Here is a 16,038-nt window from a genome sequence, read left to right as displayed (position 1 = left end):
CGACCACACTATAAAGCGTGGCCGGCTTGAATGTCTAAGGCTAAAGCGCAATCAAAAGCAGATTACGTCTTAGCCTGCTATTTTGCTTCAAGTGCCTGATCAAGTGTCATGCGGAACTTGTCAACAATTTCGTCAATGTGATGACGTTCAGCCACAAAGGCGGGCGCGACAATCGCATTGTCACCAGTCCATTTGATATGCAGACCATTCCAGAACATGGCTTTTTGCATATTGCCACCACGACGGCCTGGGGCACCATCTGAATGCACTTCAATGCCAGCCATCATGCCGATGCCGCGAATATCGGCAACAAGCGGATGATCTTGTAATGTCCACATGGCATCAAGGAAGTAGTCTTCCAGTGCCGCGGCATTTTCAAACAGGCCTTCATCCTGATAGATTTTCTGGGTGGCAATGCCAGCAGCACAGGCTGCCGGGTGTGCTGAATAGGTGTAGCCATGGAAAAATTCGATAGCATTATCCGGCGCGGCATTGGTGATCGTATCATAGATTTCGTCTGTAACAGCAACACCGCCCATTGGAATGGCACCATTCGTCAATGCTTTGGCCATGGTGATGATATCAGGCTTGACGTTGAATTTCTGTGTCGCAAATGGGGTGCCCATACGGCCAAAGCCGGTGATAACCTCGTCAAATACTAGGATCAAACCATGCTTATCGCAGATTTCGCGAACCTTTTCGAGATAGCCAACTGGTGGTACCAATGTGCCTGTTGATCCGGCAACCGGCTCGATAAAGACCGCGGCGAGGGTGCCGCCGCCCAGATTTTCGGCAATACGTTCAAGATCCATAGCCAGTTCAGCACCTGTTTTTGGCTGACCCTTGTTGAAGCGTTGATCTTCCTGCCATGTGTGACGAATCAGCGAAATATTAGGCAGCGTCAGGCCAAATGTTTCACGATTGCGTACCATGCCAGCAAGCGAAACGCCGCCCATATTGACACCATGATAGGCGCGTTCACGGCTGATCAGACGGTTGCGCTGTGCTTCACCACGTGCACGCTGATAGGCCAGTATCACCTTGATTGCGGTCTCGATTGATTCAGAGCCCGAATTTGTGAAGAAAATATGATTGAAATCATCTGGCAGAAGACGGCAAACGCGTTCAGCCAGATCGAATGATCCGGGGTGACCTAGCTGGAAATGTGGTGTGTAGTCATTTTCAAGCATCTGCTTGTACACAGCTTCGGCGATTTCGCGGCGTCCATGGCCAGCAGGTGTGCAGAACAAGGCAGATGATCCATCAATAATCTGGCCACCTTTATAGTCCCACATATACATCCCATCAGATTTAACGACCATCCGGGGGTTTTTCTTGAAATCACGGTTGGCCGAAAACGGCATCCAGTGGCTTTCAAGCGAATTAACGTCGTATGCCATAACAGTTCTCCAATATCCCATGGGCAGGCCTTGCCAGACAAATGCCTTTATGTGCCTGTCGCGTTGCATTTTTAACAATTTACAAAATTAGTAGGCGTAACGCTATCCCTATTACGTCAAACCATTTTTATTTATTTTACGTTACGGGGCAATTGTCCCGTTTCAATAGAACCAGATTATCCATTGACTGGTACCAGATTCAATGCTTCAAAAGATATAACATTTGCATGGTCTTAGATGATTTAACTGGACAGTAAAGCAGGCACAATGAACGAGCATATTATCATCACGTTGGATTCAGAGTCAGGTGTCAGTCTGCAAGCGCAAATAAGGCAAAGCGTCGTCGAGGCGATTCTGGGGCGTTCAATCTTGCCTGGTGACAAGTTGCCATCAAGCCGGGCGCTATCTTCACAGTTGAATGTATCGCGCAATACGGTGATTTTGGCCTATCAGGCCTTGATCGATACAGGCTATGTCGAAACGCGGGAGCGATCAGGTTATGTGGTCAGTGATGATGCACCGATATCGCCACTGGTTGATACGCCTGGCAATGATAGTGAAGCATTATATCCCTTTGATGACATGGATGGTGTGATACGACCCAAGTCAACTGATAATCAGGTGCAGGTTGATTGGGATGCCAAGCTGGTACAGTCATGCAGTTATATCCGGCCAGTACAAAAGCCGGTCAATTGGCGCGAATATAAATATCCCTTTGTCTATGGTCAGGTTGATAATGAATTATTTTCACTGTCGGAATGGCGTGATTGCGCTCGACAAGCGTTTGGCATGCGCAATTTTGGCACTATGGTTGGTGACTTTGGCCAGCATGATGATCCGATGCTGGTTAATTATATATGTTCGCGCAGTCTGCCCCGTCGTGGGATCAGAGCGCGTCCTGAACAAATTCTGGTGACGCTTGGGGCGCAAAACGCATTATATCTGGTGGCACAACTGATCGTCGATGCGAACAAGCATGTTGTTATCGAAAACCCAGCTTATCCCGATTTACGTGATATTCTGCTTCAGCGCACGCAGAACATCCACCCGCTTCCCGTTGATGAGGGGGGGCTGATACTTGATGAAGAGGTGCTGCGCCAAAGTGATTCAGTATTTATCACGCCCAGTCACCAATGCCCGACAACTTTTACCATGCCTGCGGGTCGGCGGCGGCAATTGCTTGATATGGCGCGGCGGCATGACCTGTTGATCGTCGAAGATGATTATGAATTTGAGATGAATTTTCTGGGGGCACCAACCCCAGCATTGAAATCACAGGATGAAGATGGCCGGGTAATCTATGTTGGTAGCTTGTCAAAATCGGTGTTTCCGGGCTTGCGGCTAGGCTATTTGGTGGCGCCAGAAGGGCTGATTAGCCAAGCGCGGGCTTTGCGGCATCTGATTTTGCGACATCCACCAGGCCATGCGCAACGCACGTTGGCTTATTTTATGGCACTTGGTCATTATGATGCACAGATTCGCCGCCTGCGAAGGCATCTGGCTGGACGCCATACAGCGTTGCAAAATGCGCTTGATCAGGAAGGGTTGTTTGCCCGCACAGGATCGCATTTCGGGGGTACCAGCTTTTGGGTCAAAGGACCAGACTGGCTTGATGCCCGTGAACTGGCACGGCGCGCCGCAGAAGAAGGTGTGCTGATCGAAGCTGGTGACGTGTTCTTTGGCGGGACAAGGCCACCGCTTAATTATTTTCGACTGGCCTATTCGGCGATTGCGGCTGAACGTATTCCCGATGGCATTCAAAAGCTGGCCGGTGTCATGCGCCGGATGCAAAGCCAAAAGTCATGATATATGAGGCTGGCATGCTGGACAGGTGCGTGTATGGCGTGAAAATTCGTTTAAGATGATGCCTTTTCCTGATATGTGTCAGATATATATGGCCCTAAGAGACACCCGCATATGATGCGGAGATGAGTGAGACTGATATGAGTATATCGCAAAGCAACCGGTCCCAAAACAGCGCCCCAAAGAACAGCGAACCAAGTGCGTTTCTGTCAGATGCTAATGGAGATTGTCCGCCCGATCTGCTGGCACGTGCGACAACTGGCACCCCGCCAACCTTTGTGTTTGTGCGGGCGATTGGTGACGCGGTGCTGCAAACCGCGCGTCAGGCGCATGAAGCTAATCTAATTCGTCCCATTCTTGTTGGTGAGCCAGATATTATCGCCGAAGATGCGCATGCCTTGGGGTGGGATCTTGATGGTATCGAGATTGTCGAAAGCAGTGGCGAGAAGGGGGCTATCGAAGCGGCTATCAAACTGATTCAAACTGGTGACGCCAGCGGTTTGATCAAAGGGCAGTTGCATACTGATGTCTTTATGGGCGGTATCGTCAGGCGTGACGCCGGCATCCGTATCGGCAAACGGCTTGTGCATGTGTTTGCGATGCTGCCGCCAGCTGGGGGGCGGGCGTTGCTGATCAGTGATGCGGCGGTCAATGTGGCGCCAGATATCGAAACCCGAACCGAAGCGGCCTTATTGATGGGCGACCTTGTTCGTAAATTGGGACAGGAACGCCCCAAGATTGCGGTTTTATCAGCGACCGAGTCGGTGCTGGACGCGGTGCCTTCAAGCGGTGATGCGCTGGCTATTGCCAAGGCAGCACAGGCGCAAGATGACCAGGCAGATTACGCCGGGCCATTATCCCTTGATCTGGCCATTTCGCCCGATGCAGTGGCTATGAAAAAGCTGGATGCTGCTGCGCCTATTGCGGCTGTGGCTGGCATGGCAGATGCGCTGGTTGTACCCGATATTGTATGTGGCAATGTGCTGTTCAAAGCACTGGTCTGGTGCGCAGGAGGGCTAGCGGCAGGGCTGGTGCTTGGGGGCGGTGTCCCGATTATACTGACCAGCCGTTCGGATCCACCGGCGGCACGGTTGGCATCCATTGCGCTAGCGGTTATCGCGGGTAAGGATTAGACAGGATTACTATATAAGCTGATAGATTAGGGTAAGCTGACCGATTATGCGTATAAAAAACCGGCCCATATCAGACGATATGAGCCGGTTTTATTTTAGATATAAATAATGATCAGACCAGAAGCGGTGCAATCACCAAGCTAACAATTGCCATCACATTGATCAAAATGTTCATAGCTGGGCCAGATGTGTCTTTGAGCGGATCACCAACGGTGTCGCCAACAACAGCGGCCTTATGCACGTCAGACCCTTTACCACCAAGATTGCCTTTTTCGACATATTTCTTGGCGTTGTCCCATGCACCACCGGCATTGGCCATCATCAGAGCCATCATCACACAACAGATCAAAGCGCCACCAAGCATGCCGCCAAGCGCCTTTGGTCCGAGGCCGAAGCCGATAACCACAGGTGCCAGCACAGCCAATGCGCCAGGAAGGATCATTTTCCGCAAAGCAGCACGGGTAGCGATGTCAACACAACGTGCTGTATCAGGCTTGGCTTTGCCTTCAAGCAGACCCGGAATTTCGCGGAACTGACGACGAACTTCCTGTATCATATCAAAGGCAGCATCACCAACAGCTGTCATGGTCAAGGCGCTAACAAGGAACGGGAAGATACCACCTATGAACATACCGCATAGAACCAGCGGATCGTTAATCGCGAGGACAAAACCGTCCATGCTTGCCGAGATTTTTTCGATATAGGCACTGATCAGCGCGAGGGCGGCAAGCGCCGCGGCACTGATAGCAAAACCCTTGCCGATTGCAGCGGTTGTATTGCCAACCTCATCAAGCGAGTCAGTGATTTCACGTGTTTCAGGGCCCATTTCGGCCATTTCTGCAATACCACCAGCATTATCAGCAACCGGGCCATAGGCATCGATTGCCATGGTGATGCCAACTGTTGACAACATACCAACAGCCGCCAGACCTACACCGTAAAGACCAGCAGACATGTTCGCAAAATAGATGATCGCGGCAATTGTCAGTACCGGAATGGCGACTGACTGCATACCAAGCGCAAGGCCTGAGATCATGATGGTTGCTGGGCCAGTCTCGCCGTCTTTGGCGATTTTACGAACAGGCGCACCGCCTGTGTAATATTCTGTTACCAAACCAACAATGATACCGCCAATCGCACCAACCAGAACGGCTGACCATACACCAACGCTTGCACCCATGCCTGCCACCACGTAATAGGCGGCGACAATAAAGGCAACCGATGAACCAATAGTGCCAAAGCGTAAGGCTACGTCAGGGCTTTTACCAGAGAACATTTTCACAGCCAGAATACCAGCAAGCGAACAAATCAGACCAGCTGAGGCTAGCGCCAATGGCATAAATTGAAGCGCCATACGATCACCGCCAAGGTTATCAACGGTGGCTAGTGACATTGAAGCAGCCAGCGCAATCGAAGCGATCATCGAACCACAATATGACTCAAAGATATCTGAACCCATACCAGCGACGTCACCAACATTATCACCAACATTATCAGCAATAACAGCAGGGTTACGTGGATCATCCTCGGGGATACCGGCTTCAACCTTACCGACAAGGTCAGCACCGACATCGGCACTTTTGGTGAAGATGCCACCACCAACGCGGCTAAACAGAGCAACGGATGATCCACCCATGGCAAAACCCTCAATAGCGTGGATTGTGGCTGTATCGCCTGCGAAGTAATAATACAGGATACCAACGCCAAACAGACCCATAGAGGCTACTGTTAGACCCATGATAGAGCCACCAAAGAAAGCGACGTTCAGCGCTTCTGCGGCGCCTTTTGTATTGGCAGCGACCGCCGTGCGAACATTTGCTTTGGTTGCTGAGTACATGCCGATATATCCGGCAACGCCTGAACAGAGTGCACCAAGAGTAAAGGAAGCAGCTGTCTGCCACCCTAATCCAAAATAAAGTGCCACGATACAGATCACACAGAAAATGGCGAGCCGCTTATATTCGCTGGCCATAAAGACCATGGCACCGAGATGGATTTCATCGGCGATTTCTTTAACTCTGCCTTCTCCGGCTGGAGTCTGCAGTATTCTGACATAGATCAGTAGTGCCGCTACTAAACCTAGAATACCTAGGCTAATCGGCAAAATTGCTGTGGTAAGCATGAATAGATCCTCTTGCTTAGAAAGATAAATAGATGGTTTGCCTATGGCCTCCCCCGGATGTCATGCAAACCGCCGCGTTTATAGCGATAATGGACTATAGTGTAAAGCGGCTATAGGCGTATACTATGAGTGTCATATTTTCAGAAATCATATGGTTTGAAGTGTGGCCGCGCATAGTTGAACTTTTTCTTGGCTCATTCATGTAATTTATTTGAATTTTGGTGTGTTAAATGACAGATTTACCGTAATGGTCTGATCGTTTTAATGACCTGTCATATAAAGTAAAAGGTTCCAAGATCCATGTCAGATGATGCCCGACTATTGTACGGAAAGCATGTTCGCCAGACTATTCTAGATGATGCCGCCACCGATATCGAAAAACTCTCAAAGAAACGTCCAACAGGCAAACTTATTTCAGTTGGCATTGGTGATGTAGAAGAAATTGCTGTTTATATCCGCGGGCAGTCGCGGGCGGCCGCGACAGTTGGTTTGCCATTTTCCGAACAACACTGGCCAGCTGACCTAACGCAAGAAGAATGTAAAAAGCGACTGGTCGATATGAATGATGATCCAGATGTGCTGGGTGTGATTTTGCAGCGTCCTGTGCCAAAGCATATAAATGTGCGGTCACTGCAATCGGCTATTCACCCCCTCAAAGATGTCGAGGGTATGAATCCAGCGTCAATTGGTAACATAGTATATAATGAAACCGCGTTGGCACCATGTACGGCCGCCGCGTCGGTTGAGATGATTCGGGCAACCGGCCTTGACCTCAAAGGTTTGGAAGTGGTGATGGTCGGTCACTCGGAAATTGTTGGTAAGCCTGCCGCCTTTATGTTGATGGCGGAAGGTGCGACAGTGACGGTATGCCATCATATGACACGATCTGTGGCCGCGCATACACGGCGTGCTGATGCTGTACTTGTCGCGGTTGGCATTCCACATTTTTTGAAGGCTGATATGGTCAAGCCTGGTGCTGCCGTTATCGATATCGGCATTAATCAGATCACTGATGAAGATGGGCATTCAAAAATTGTGGGTGACGCCGATACCGAGGCTGTTGCTGATGTTGCCAGCTGGATTACACCTGTACCAGGTGGTGTTGGTCCGGTTACAGTGGCCATGCTGATGCGCAATGCGGCACGGGCATTCCAAAAACAGGTTGAATTGGGCTGGACAAGCTAATGGATATATTAGGTGATAATTTTAAACCTCAGCCCTATTGGTGGGATGATATTGATTTTGGTGCTCAGCAAAGCACGGATACGCCCGACATTCCTGCAAAGACCGATGTGCTGATTGTTGGCGCTGGCTATGCTGGTTTGCATGCGGCTATAGTGCTGGCGCGTGCTGGCTCGAATGTGCTGGTTGTTGATGCCGAACATATCGGTTATGGCGCCTCAACCCGAAATGGCGGGATGATTTCGTCAGGCGTTAATGTGGGTAAACATGTGAAGCTTGATAAAAACATCGAAGGTGCGATGCTTGATGAAGCGTCGCAATCATATAGCTGGCTTGCCGAATTTGTAAAAGCCGAAAAGATCGATGCGGTGTATCAGCAATGCGGGCGTTTTGTTGGTGCGCATTCCAAATCAGCCCTGAAAAAACTCGCTGGGCGTCTGGATAAGTTGAATGATCTGACTGCCGCGGATGCCTATATGGTGGCACCTGAAGATACACGTCAGGAAATAGCTTCGGATTATTATCATGGCGGGATGGTTCTGCAACGCTCGGGCGCGGTGCATCCCGGAAAACTCTATGATGGTGTGTTAAAGGTTGCGCGCAAGGCCGGTGTTACAATTGTCGGACAGGTGCGCGCGGGCAAGATTAACCGACGTGATGGCCAGCTATATATCGAAACAAGCGCTGGTGAGGTGCAGGCCGAAAATGTACTTATCACCACGAATGGCTATACGGGCGGTTTTGAGCCTTGGCTGAAAAGACGTGTGGTGCCCGTGCCATCTTATCAAATCGCGACCGAACCGCTGGGCAAGGACGAGATAAAGGCACGCTTTCCCAATTTACGCATGATCGCCGATACTAAACGGCTGTTATATTATTTCCGGCCATCACCTGACCGGACGCGGATTCTGTTTGGTGGCCGTGCGCATTATCTGGCGCATGATCCTTATGCTGGTGCGCGCATGTTGCATAAGGGGCTGACAAGCGTATTTCCCGATCTGGCCGATATCCGGCTTAGTCATGGCTGGTGGGGATATGTTGCCTACACCATGGATGGGGTGCCGCATATTGGCGAAAGCCAGAAAGGCGTCTATCACGCGGTTGGCTGTCATGGTAGCGGCGTCGTCATGATGAGTTGGCTTGGGCATCGGCTTGGTATGCGGCTTGCTGGTACGGCCAATAGCAAAAGCATTTTTGAAGATCGTAAATTATCTTTCTTCCCGTTTTATAACGGGCAGCCATGGTTCCTGCCTATCATGGGCAAAGTCTATCAAATACAGGACTGGCTAGATGTCAGATTACGATAATCCGATGCCATATTTGCGGTCTGAACAGGTGTGCGCACATCGGGGTGCGTCTGGAACGGCACCTGAGAATACGATGATTGCACTGGAAAAGGCCTGTGGCATGGCAGTTGGAAGTGTTGAATTTGATATTTCTATGCTTGGTGACGGTAGCCCCGTGATACATCATGATGCACAATTTGGCCGCACGGTTAGCGGTTCTGAACGCTTGCAGGATCTGGTGCTAGGGGATATCGCCGGATGCGATGCGGGTGCCTGGTTTGGTGATGATTTTGCCGGACAGACGATCCCGCTTTTGCAAGATGTGCTTATACTGCTTGAAAGCCATGCCAAATTGCCAATTCTGGATGTCAAAATTCACCATGACGAACATCACGCCTTTGCCAAGGCGCTTGCCAAGACACTGAATAAGGTGATCGGGAATAAGGTGATCGGGAATAAGGTGATCGGCCAGACGGGACTTGATGAGTATCTTATCAGCAGCTTTTCACGTCCGTTTCTGGAGTCTATGCGCGCGGTTATGCCGGATGCCCCTCTGGTGTTACTTGACGAGGCTTTGCCATCTGACTGGTCTGACTATAGTGATTCGCTTGGTTTGAAAGCGATACATCTGGATTATCGCCGGATTACGCCGGATGATGTCCGCACGGTCAGAGCTGCTGGACTGGATTGCCGGGTTTATACCGCCAATGATCCAGTCGCTGTGCAACCGCTTATCGAAGCTGGGCTGACAACAGTGATTAGTGATTTTCCTGAACGCTTTCTTGCACCAAAGGGCTAACATGCCGTAAACAAAGCATAATCATGCTACGTTTGGCTTTTGGTGAAATGGATCGATAATGGATGAATTTGATTATGCAGCCTGGCAAAAGGCGAATCAGGACATAGACAGTCTGCGCGCAGTTATGTTTGATCTTAACGGTGTTATGCGGGGTAAACGCCTGCCTGTTTCGCAGCTGAAAAAAATCACATCCGGTGAAATGCGGATGCCGTTTTCAACAGCAAATGTCGATATCTGGGGTCGTGATATTGAGAATAGCAAATGGGTATTTGCCACTGGCGACGCCGATGGATTGTGCGTCTGGACAAAGCGTGGCCCCTTGCCGATGACCGATATCAAAACCGGCAAACGGTCAGCGATGTTGCCGCTGGGGCTTCATAATGAAGATGGCACCCCTTTTATGGGGGATGCGCGCAATGTGCTGGCATCGGTCCTCGAGCGTTATCATGCTGAGGGCATGACGCCGGTTGCGGGAGTTGAGTTGGAATTCTATCTTGCTTCGGCACGCAAAGCCCCGGCGGATATTCCGGTAACGCCATTATCGCCGATGAATGGTGCCACATCGATGCGCGAGGCGGTATTGGCGGTCGATGAGCTTAATGATTACGATGCCTTTCTGACCGATCTATATGCAGCATGCGCGGCACAGGATGTTGCGGTTGATGCCGCCACCAGCGAAAGTGGTCAGGGGCAGTTTGAAGTGACGCTGGCGCATCAAAGCGATCTGCTGAAAGTTGCGGATGACGCGATGTTGTTCAAACATATTACCAAATATGTGGCACGCCAGCATGGAATGGCGGCCAGCTTTATGGCCAAGCCCTATGCTGAACGTCCGGGAAGCGGCCTGCATGTCCATATCAGCCTAATCGATGATGCTGGTCGCAATCTGTTTGATGATGGGGGCGCATTGGGTAACGATATGATGCGCTATGCCATTGGTGGCTTGTTGGCACATATGGCCGACTCAATGTTGATTTTTGCGCCTCACTTGAATTCATATCGTCGGCTGGCGCTGGAAATGCACGCGCCAGTGGTGATTTGCTGGGGCTATGAAAACCGGACTGTCGCGGTGCGTGTGCCGCATGGGTCAGGCGCGGCGCGGCGGATTGAACACCGTGTTGCCGGGGCAGATTGTAACCCCTATCTGATGCTGGCGATCATTCTGGCAACAGCCATGCAAGGTATGCAGGATAAAACAGACCCCGGTTCGCCGATTGCTGATAACGCCTATGCGCATGATTTGCCGCGTTTGCCTGATAATTGGCAGGCGGCGATTCATAGATTTGAAGCTAGCCCCATCATACAAAGCCTTTTACCATCGACCTGCCAGCAGATGTTTGTTGATTGCAAGATACAGGAATATAGAGAATTCCAGCAACAAATCTCACCATTTGAATATTTTAGTTATCTTGATCAAGTGTAGTATTATGCACCTATATCCGATCAATTTGTTGAATTATGCCGCATAAAGTGGTTAAGGTTAGTCAAAGACTGCCACTGGTTTTGTTTCTATTTCGTGCACTAAAGGTCTTTAATCAAAACAAGGGAGCTAATGATGAAGAAACTGTCTTTTATCTGTGTGATAGCCATGGCTGTGTCAACGACGGCTTTTGCAGACGGGTCGCTGAATATCTATAATTGGTCAGACTATATTGGCGAAGATACGATTGCTAATTTTGAAGCAGAAACCGGCATCGATGTCACTTATGACATGTATGACTCGAATGAGGTTCTGGATGCTAAAATGATGGCGGGCTCATCGGGTTATGATCTGGTTGTCCCAACCGCCGATTTTCTCGTGCGTGGCCGCGAAGCTGGCGTGTATAAGGATATGGATATGTCACGGCTTAACAATGCCGGTAATCAGGATCCGCAAATTCAAGGTCTAGCAAATCAAGCGATGGGTTCATCCACGGCAGGTCTGGTCTATATGTGGGGAACAACAGGTGTAGCCTATAATGAAAAGATGATCGCTGACCGGCTTGGCGACGATGCGCCTACTGATAGCTGGAGCCTGATCCTCGATCCGAAATATGCGTCCAAGCTTGAAGATTGCGGCATCGCCATTCTGGATGCGCCTACCGATGTTTTGCCAAACGTCATCGCCTATCTTGGCAAGGATGGCACAAGCCAAAATAAAACTGATTTTGAAGCTGCAGGTGACGTCTTGAATGCGGTGCAACCATATTTGCGCTATATCCATTCCAGCCAGTCAATCAACGATATGGCGAATGGTGATCTATGTGCGGCGATTATGTGGTCGGGTGACGCCTTTCAGGCGGCAGCACGCGCCGAAGAAGCCGAAAACGGGCATGTCATCAATTATGTCATTCCATCCGAAGGCACAAATATGTGGTTTGACGTTATGGCGATTCCGACTGATGCCAAGAATCTGGATAACGCCTATAAATTCATTGATTACATGATGCGGGCTGATGTGGCCGCGGCAAATGTGAATTATGTCTGGTATGCCAGTGGTAATGCGGCGGCAAATCCGCAAATTGATCCTGAAATTCTGGAACATCCGGGCATTTATCCATCGGCTGAGGCACAGAAAAACCTGTTTGTTGTTCCCGTCTATGACGCCAAACTTGACCGTGTGGTAAACCGCGTCTGGTCACGCTTTGCATCAGGCGGCTGATAACTGATAGCTGGTTGATTATAATCTGATCTGATCCCCATCTTTGGCGTCGTGTATGCCCAAAATGGGCGATCAGGTTAGTTCAGAAGCACAGAACAGGATGAGATCGGTCGATGGCTCCCTTTATTCGCCTGCAGAATGTCACCAAAAGTTTTGCTGACGTAAATGCTGTGAATGACCTGTCTTTGGACATCGAGCAGGGAGAATTATTTTGCCTGCTGGGTGCGTCTGGATGCGGAAAATCGACTTTGTTGCGGATGCTTGCTGGTTTTGAAACGCCAACATCTGGACTCATTGAAATCGATGGTCAGAATATGGCGGATGTGTCGCCTGCTGACCGCCCTGTAAATATGATGTTTCAGAGCTATGCGTTGTTTCCGCATATGACGGTTGCCAATAATATTGCCTATGGTTTGCGTCGTGCCGGTATTCAGGGTGCCGAACTGGATACGCGCGTTGCCAACCTCATAAAACTTGTCCGGCTTGATGGGCTTGCATCACGCAAACCGCATAAATTGTCAGGTGGTCAGCGCCAACGCGTTGCTCTGGCGCGTGCTTTGGCGCGTCAACCAAAGTTACTGCTACTTGATGAACCTTTGGCCGCGCTGGATAAGAAGTTACGCGAAGATACCCAGTTTGAGCTTGTTGATATTCAGGAAAAACTAGGAACGACGTTCATTGTTGTGACACACGATCAGGAAGAAGCCATGACGCTGGCCACTCGGATTGGTATTATGGATCAGGGCTGTCTTGAACAGGTCGATGCGCCACGGGTTTTATACGAACAGCCAAGGAATAGTTTTGTGGCTAATTTTTTGGGTACGGCCACCTTTATCACAGGTGCCGTTGCAAAAATCGATGGCTCATTCATTCATGTCGATGGGGTATGCCCGACAGAGGTATATATTGATCCCCAGTCAGACCGTATCATGCCCGAGAAGGGTGCCACAGTGACGCTTGCGATACGGCCAGAAAAAATCCATCTGACCCGCACCAAAACCGGCCATAAAAATGAAAGCACCGTCATTATTGAGGATATAGCCTATCTGGGTGTTGCCTCGAATTACCGTGTTAAACGTGATGATGGCTTGCTATTCAAACTGCAACAGACGCATGGCCAGCGCAACGAGACGCCGCTGGAATGGGAAGAAAAAGGCTTTGTGCATTTCGATCCTGCCGATGTGATCTTGCTTGAGGATTAGGGCGATGGGCGCGTTCATAGCACGTTTTGGAAAGCGCCTTGTTGTTATTTTGCCGATGACATGGCTGGCTATGTTTTTTCTGATGCCTTTGATTGAAACTGTGCAGGTTTCATTTACCACTGCCCGTCGTAGCGTGCCGCCCTATGCCCCTTTATGGGGGTTTGAGGATGGTGCCTTTTTCACCAATTTCAATCTCGAAAATTACGCATTTCTGTTTGAATATTGGCAAGATTATCTGGGGCCAGCGGGTAATTCGGTGCGGCTAGCCTTTTTTGCGACGCTTGTTTGTTTGCTTTTTGCCTATCCGATGGCATGGTGGATTGCACGATCTACTGCCCGTATGCGAACGATATTACTGATACTGGTCATGTTGCCTTTCTGGACGTCGAGCCTATTGCGGCTATATGCGCTGATTGGGCTTTTGAATCCCAATGGATTTATCAATAGCACGCTTATCTATATCGGCCTTATTGATAAGCCGATTGGCATGATGCAGACCGATTTTTCGATCTATATGGGTATGGTTCTGACCTATTTGCCACTTATGATTTTGCCACTTTACGCAACGATGGTGCGGCTTGACGGGGATTTGATCGAGGCGGCAGCCGATCTTGGCGGATCGCGCTTTCATATTTTTGCGACGATCATTATACCTTTAACGATACCGGGTATTATCGCGGGTAGTCTATTGGTGTTTATTCCTGCGGTTGGTGAATTTGTTGTGCCAGCTTTGCTTGGTGGCCCCGACCAACTGATGATCGGCAAAGTGCTATGGACCGAGTTTTTCCGCAATCGTGATTGGCCGGTGGCGGCGTCGCTTGCCATGCTGTTGATTGCCATTCTGACAGTGCCGATTATCTATGCACGTTACCAGGATGGCCGTCAGGATGAAGCCGAAGCGCATAAGCTGAGGGAACCAGCGTCATGAAACAGGGCATTGGCTGGTTATCATTGACGATGGGCGTGCTTGGCTTTGGGCTGTTATATCTGCCTATAACAGTGATGATCGCCTATAGTTTCAATGCGGGCAAGTTGGTATCTGTCTGGTCAGGATTTTCAACCAAATGGTATGCCAGTCTGCTACATAATGACCAGTTACTATCGGCCTTTGGAAAGTCACTCTGGATTGCTTTCTGCGCTGCAAACATATCAACCATTTTCGGTATTTTAATTGCCATTGCCTTTGTCCGTCTGGGCAATTTCCGCCTTCGTTTGGGGTTAAGCGCGCTGGCAAGTGCGCCTCTGGTTATGCCAGAAGTTGTAACAGGGCTGTCGATGCTGTTGCTATTCATTGCGATGGAATCGATGTTTGGCTGGCCAGCAGGGCGCGGGATCGATACGATCATCATAGCTCATGCCACCTTCGGTATGTGTTTTGCCGCCGTTGTCATTCAGGCGCGGTTGCGTGATTTTGATCAGGCTCTAGAAGATGCCGCTTGTGATCTGGGCGCGCGCCAGCCTTTTATCTTTTTGACAATTACTTTGCCCATCATTGCCCCTGCGGTGATCGCCGCATGGCTTCTGGCCTTTACCCTAAGCTTTGATGATCTGGTGATTGCCAGCTTTGTCAGTGGCCCGGGCAGTTCGACCTTGCCGATTGTTGTTTTTGCCAAAGTGCGCCTTGGTGTAACCCCTGAAATTAATGCCTTAGCCACAATGATGATTGCTGTTGTTGCCATCAGTGTGATTAGTGCCAGTATCATTATGCATCGACGGCTTGCTAAAAAAACACAATAAGGATGCGTTAGGTTTTGCCGATGAGTGGATTTACAGGAGCAGATTATGAGTGATGAAAAAGGTGATCAGGCGTTTCGCGTTTCCAGCGAAACTGAAATGTGGCCGGAAATGACCTATGCTGGCGCGCTCAGCTTTTTGCGGCGTAAATATAGCCGGTCATTGGATGGAGTTGATGTTGTTGTTAGCGGCATCCCCTATGATAATGCTGTTACCTATCGTTCGGGATGTCGGCTTGGCCCGCGCGCGATCCGGGCAGGGGGCGTGCAACTATCCGAGTTGAAACATTTCCCCTATGGCTTTGATCCATTCGCAACATTATCGGTGATTGATTATGGTGATTGTTACCTTGATCCGCATATGCCGCTGTCGATTTTTGATGCGATCGAAGCCCATGCTGATCATATTCTGGCATCAGGTGCCAAAATGCTCAGCTTTGGTGGCGATCATTCGGTGGCCTATCCATTGTTAAAGGCGCATGCCAAAATACACGGCCCGATCACGCTGGTACAATTTGATGCGCATTGCGATACATGGCCAGATGATGGTGTGCGCTTTGATCATGGCACCATGTTTGACCGCGCGGTAAATGAAGGTGTCGTTGATGCCAGCACATCGACGCAGGTTGGTTTGCGCACCTATAATGACAGTGATTGTGGGTTTGAGATTCTGACTAGCCCGTGGATTCACCGTAATGGCATTGATGCCGCGATTGAGATTGTCAAGGAACGTGCTG

At 49.9% G+C, this 16,038-nt stretch carries 13 protein-coding genes; 11 read left to right on the top strand and 2 right to left on the bottom strand.

What is annotated here, in order from left to right; all coding sequences use genetic code 11:
* Positions 1 to 77: 77 nt before the first annotated feature.
* Positions 78 to 1,400, bottom strand: a complete 1,323-nt coding sequence (locus ACTF7Q_RS04595; protein ID WP_438996681.1) for an aspartate aminotransferase family protein — start codon at positions 1,398 to 1,400, stop codon at positions 78 to 80.
* A gap of 267 nt (positions 1,401 to 1,667) precedes the next feature.
* Between ACTF7Q_RS04595 and ACTF7Q_RS04590 the strand changes: the two genes are divergently transcribed.
* Positions 1,668 to 3,206 carry a PLP-dependent aminotransferase family protein gene (locus tag ACTF7Q_RS04590; RefSeq protein ID WP_438996680.1) on the top strand — a complete coding sequence of 513 codons (1,539 nt, stop codon included), beginning with the start codon at positions 1,668 to 1,670 and terminating at the stop codon, positions 3,204 to 3,206.
* A gap of 122 nt (positions 3,207 to 3,328) precedes the next feature.
* Entirely contained in the window at positions 3,329 to 4,336 is a 1,008-nt protein-coding gene (locus ACTF7Q_RS04585; protein ID WP_438996679.1) for a phosphate acyltransferase, read from the top strand.
* A 112-nt stretch (positions 4,337 to 4,448) separates the two neighbouring features.
* Here ACTF7Q_RS04585 and ACTF7Q_RS04580 read toward each other — a convergent pair whose 3' ends face one another.
* Positions 4,449 to 6,458, bottom strand: coding sequence for a sodium-translocating pyrophosphatase (locus ACTF7Q_RS04580; RefSeq protein WP_438996678.1), 2,010 nt, complete (start codon positions 6,456 to 6,458; stop codon positions 4,449 to 4,451).
* Between the two features lie 300 nt (positions 6,459 to 6,758).
* Here ACTF7Q_RS04580 and ACTF7Q_RS04575 point away from each other — a divergent pair, with 300 nt between their 5' ends.
* From ACTF7Q_RS04575 to ACTF7Q_RS04535, 9 genes are all read left to right on the top strand, one after another.
* Positions 6,759 to 7,643, top strand: a complete 885-nt coding sequence (locus ACTF7Q_RS04575; protein ID WP_438996677.1) for a bifunctional 5,10-methylenetetrahydrofolate dehydrogenase/5,10-methenyltetrahydrofolate cyclohydrolase — start codon at positions 6,759 to 6,761, stop codon at positions 7,641 to 7,643.
* Complete coding sequence (locus tag ACTF7Q_RS04570; protein ID WP_438996676.1) at positions 7,643 to 8,947, top strand: NAD(P)/FAD-dependent oxidoreductase; 1,305 nt, start codon at positions 7,643 to 7,645, stop codon at positions 8,945 to 8,947. The genes ACTF7Q_RS04575 and ACTF7Q_RS04570 overlap by 1 nt, the downstream gene beginning before the upstream one ends.
* Positions 8,931 to 9,725: a glycerophosphodiester phosphodiesterase family protein gene (locus ACTF7Q_RS04565; protein WP_438996675.1), complete on the top strand. Its 795-nt coding sequence runs from the start codon at positions 8,931 to 8,933 to the stop codon at positions 9,723 to 9,725. Before ACTF7Q_RS04570 ends, ACTF7Q_RS04565 begins: the two co-directional genes overlap by 17 nt.
* A 58-nt stretch (positions 9,726 to 9,783) precedes the next feature.
* Positions 9,784 to 11,148 (top strand): glutamine synthetase family protein, encoded by a 1,365-nt coding sequence (locus ACTF7Q_RS04560; protein WP_438996674.1) that lies wholly within the window; start codon positions 9,784 to 9,786, stop codon positions 11,146 to 11,148.
* 132 nt (positions 11,149 to 11,280) lie between these two features.
* Positions 11,281 to 12,366: an extracellular solute-binding protein gene (locus ACTF7Q_RS04555; RefSeq protein WP_438996673.1), complete on the top strand. Its 1,086-nt coding sequence runs from the start codon at positions 11,281 to 11,283 to the stop codon at positions 12,364 to 12,366.
* Positions 12,367 to 12,479: 113 nt separating this feature from the next.
* Entirely contained in the window at positions 12,480 to 13,568 is a 1,089-nt protein-coding gene (locus ACTF7Q_RS04550) for an ABC transporter ATP-binding protein (protein ID WP_438996672.1), read from the top strand.
* Between the two features lie 4 nt (positions 13,569 to 13,572).
* The gene (locus ACTF7Q_RS04545; RefSeq protein WP_438996671.1) at positions 13,573 to 14,496 is read left to right on the top strand and encodes an ABC transporter permease; all 924 of its coding nucleotides are present in this window, start codon (positions 13,573 to 13,575) and stop codon (positions 14,494 to 14,496) included.
* Positions 14,493 to 15,305, top strand: a complete 813-nt coding sequence (locus tag ACTF7Q_RS04540) for an ABC transporter permease subunit (protein ID WP_438996670.1) — start codon at positions 14,493 to 14,495, stop codon at positions 15,303 to 15,305. Before ACTF7Q_RS04545 ends, ACTF7Q_RS04540 begins: the two co-directional genes overlap by 4 nt.
* 45 nt (positions 15,306 to 15,350) lie before the next feature.
* Positions 15,351 to 16,038 (top strand): arginase family protein (locus ACTF7Q_RS04535; protein WP_438996669.1); only part of this gene is annotated, 688 nt, incomplete at its 3' end.

Origin of the sequence: Puniceispirillum sp. (SeqCode) (assembly GCF_965657105.1) — a bacterium.
Taxonomy (GTDB): Bacteria; Pseudomonadota; Alphaproteobacteria; order Puniceispirillales; family Puniceispirillaceae; genus Puniceispirillum.
The sequence above is the reverse complement of the archived record's forward strand: the minus strand, read 5'-3'. Positions and strand labels throughout refer to the sequence as shown.

What these genes read in the sequence shown, in the direction of transcription:
- ACTF7Q_RS04595 (WP_438996681.1), bottom strand. Translation starts at nt 1,400, where the DNA reads ATGGCATACGACGTTAATTCGCTTGAAAGCCACTGGATGCCGTTTTCG.
- ACTF7Q_RS04590 (WP_438996680.1), top strand. Translation starts at nt 1,668, where the DNA reads ATGAACGAGCATATTATCATCACGTTGGATTCAGAGTCAGGTGTCAGT.
- ACTF7Q_RS04585 (WP_438996679.1), top strand. Translation starts at nt 3,329, where the DNA reads ATGAGTGAGACTGATATGAGTATATCGCAAAGCAACCGGTCCCAAAAC.
- ACTF7Q_RS04580 (WP_438996678.1), bottom strand. Translation starts at nt 6,458, where the DNA reads ATGCTTACCACAGCAATTTTGCCGATTAGCCTAGGTATTCTAGGTTTA.
- ACTF7Q_RS04575 (WP_438996677.1), top strand. Translation starts at nt 6,759, where the DNA reads ATGTCAGATGATGCCCGACTATTGTACGGAAAGCATGTTCGCCAGACT.
- ACTF7Q_RS04570 (WP_438996676.1), top strand. Translation starts at nt 7,643, where the DNA reads ATGGATATATTAGGTGATAATTTTAAACCTCAGCCCTATTGGTGGGAT.
- ACTF7Q_RS04565 (WP_438996675.1), top strand. Translation starts at nt 8,931, where the DNA reads ATGTCAGATTACGATAATCCGATGCCATATTTGCGGTCTGAACAGGTG.
- ACTF7Q_RS04560 (WP_438996674.1), top strand. Translation starts at nt 9,784, where the DNA reads ATGGATGAATTTGATTATGCAGCCTGGCAAAAGGCGAATCAGGACATA.
- ACTF7Q_RS04555 (WP_438996673.1), top strand. Translation starts at nt 11,281, where the DNA reads ATGAAGAAACTGTCTTTTATCTGTGTGATAGCCATGGCTGTGTCAACG.
- ACTF7Q_RS04550 (WP_438996672.1), top strand. Translation starts at nt 12,480, where the DNA reads ATGGCTCCCTTTATTCGCCTGCAGAATGTCACCAAAAGTTTTGCTGAC.
- ACTF7Q_RS04545 (WP_438996671.1), top strand. Translation starts at nt 13,573, where the DNA reads ATGGGCGCGTTCATAGCACGTTTTGGAAAGCGCCTTGTTGTTATTTTG.
- ACTF7Q_RS04540 (WP_438996670.1), top strand. Translation starts at nt 14,493, where the DNA reads ATGAAACAGGGCATTGGCTGGTTATCATTGACGATGGGCGTGCTTGGC.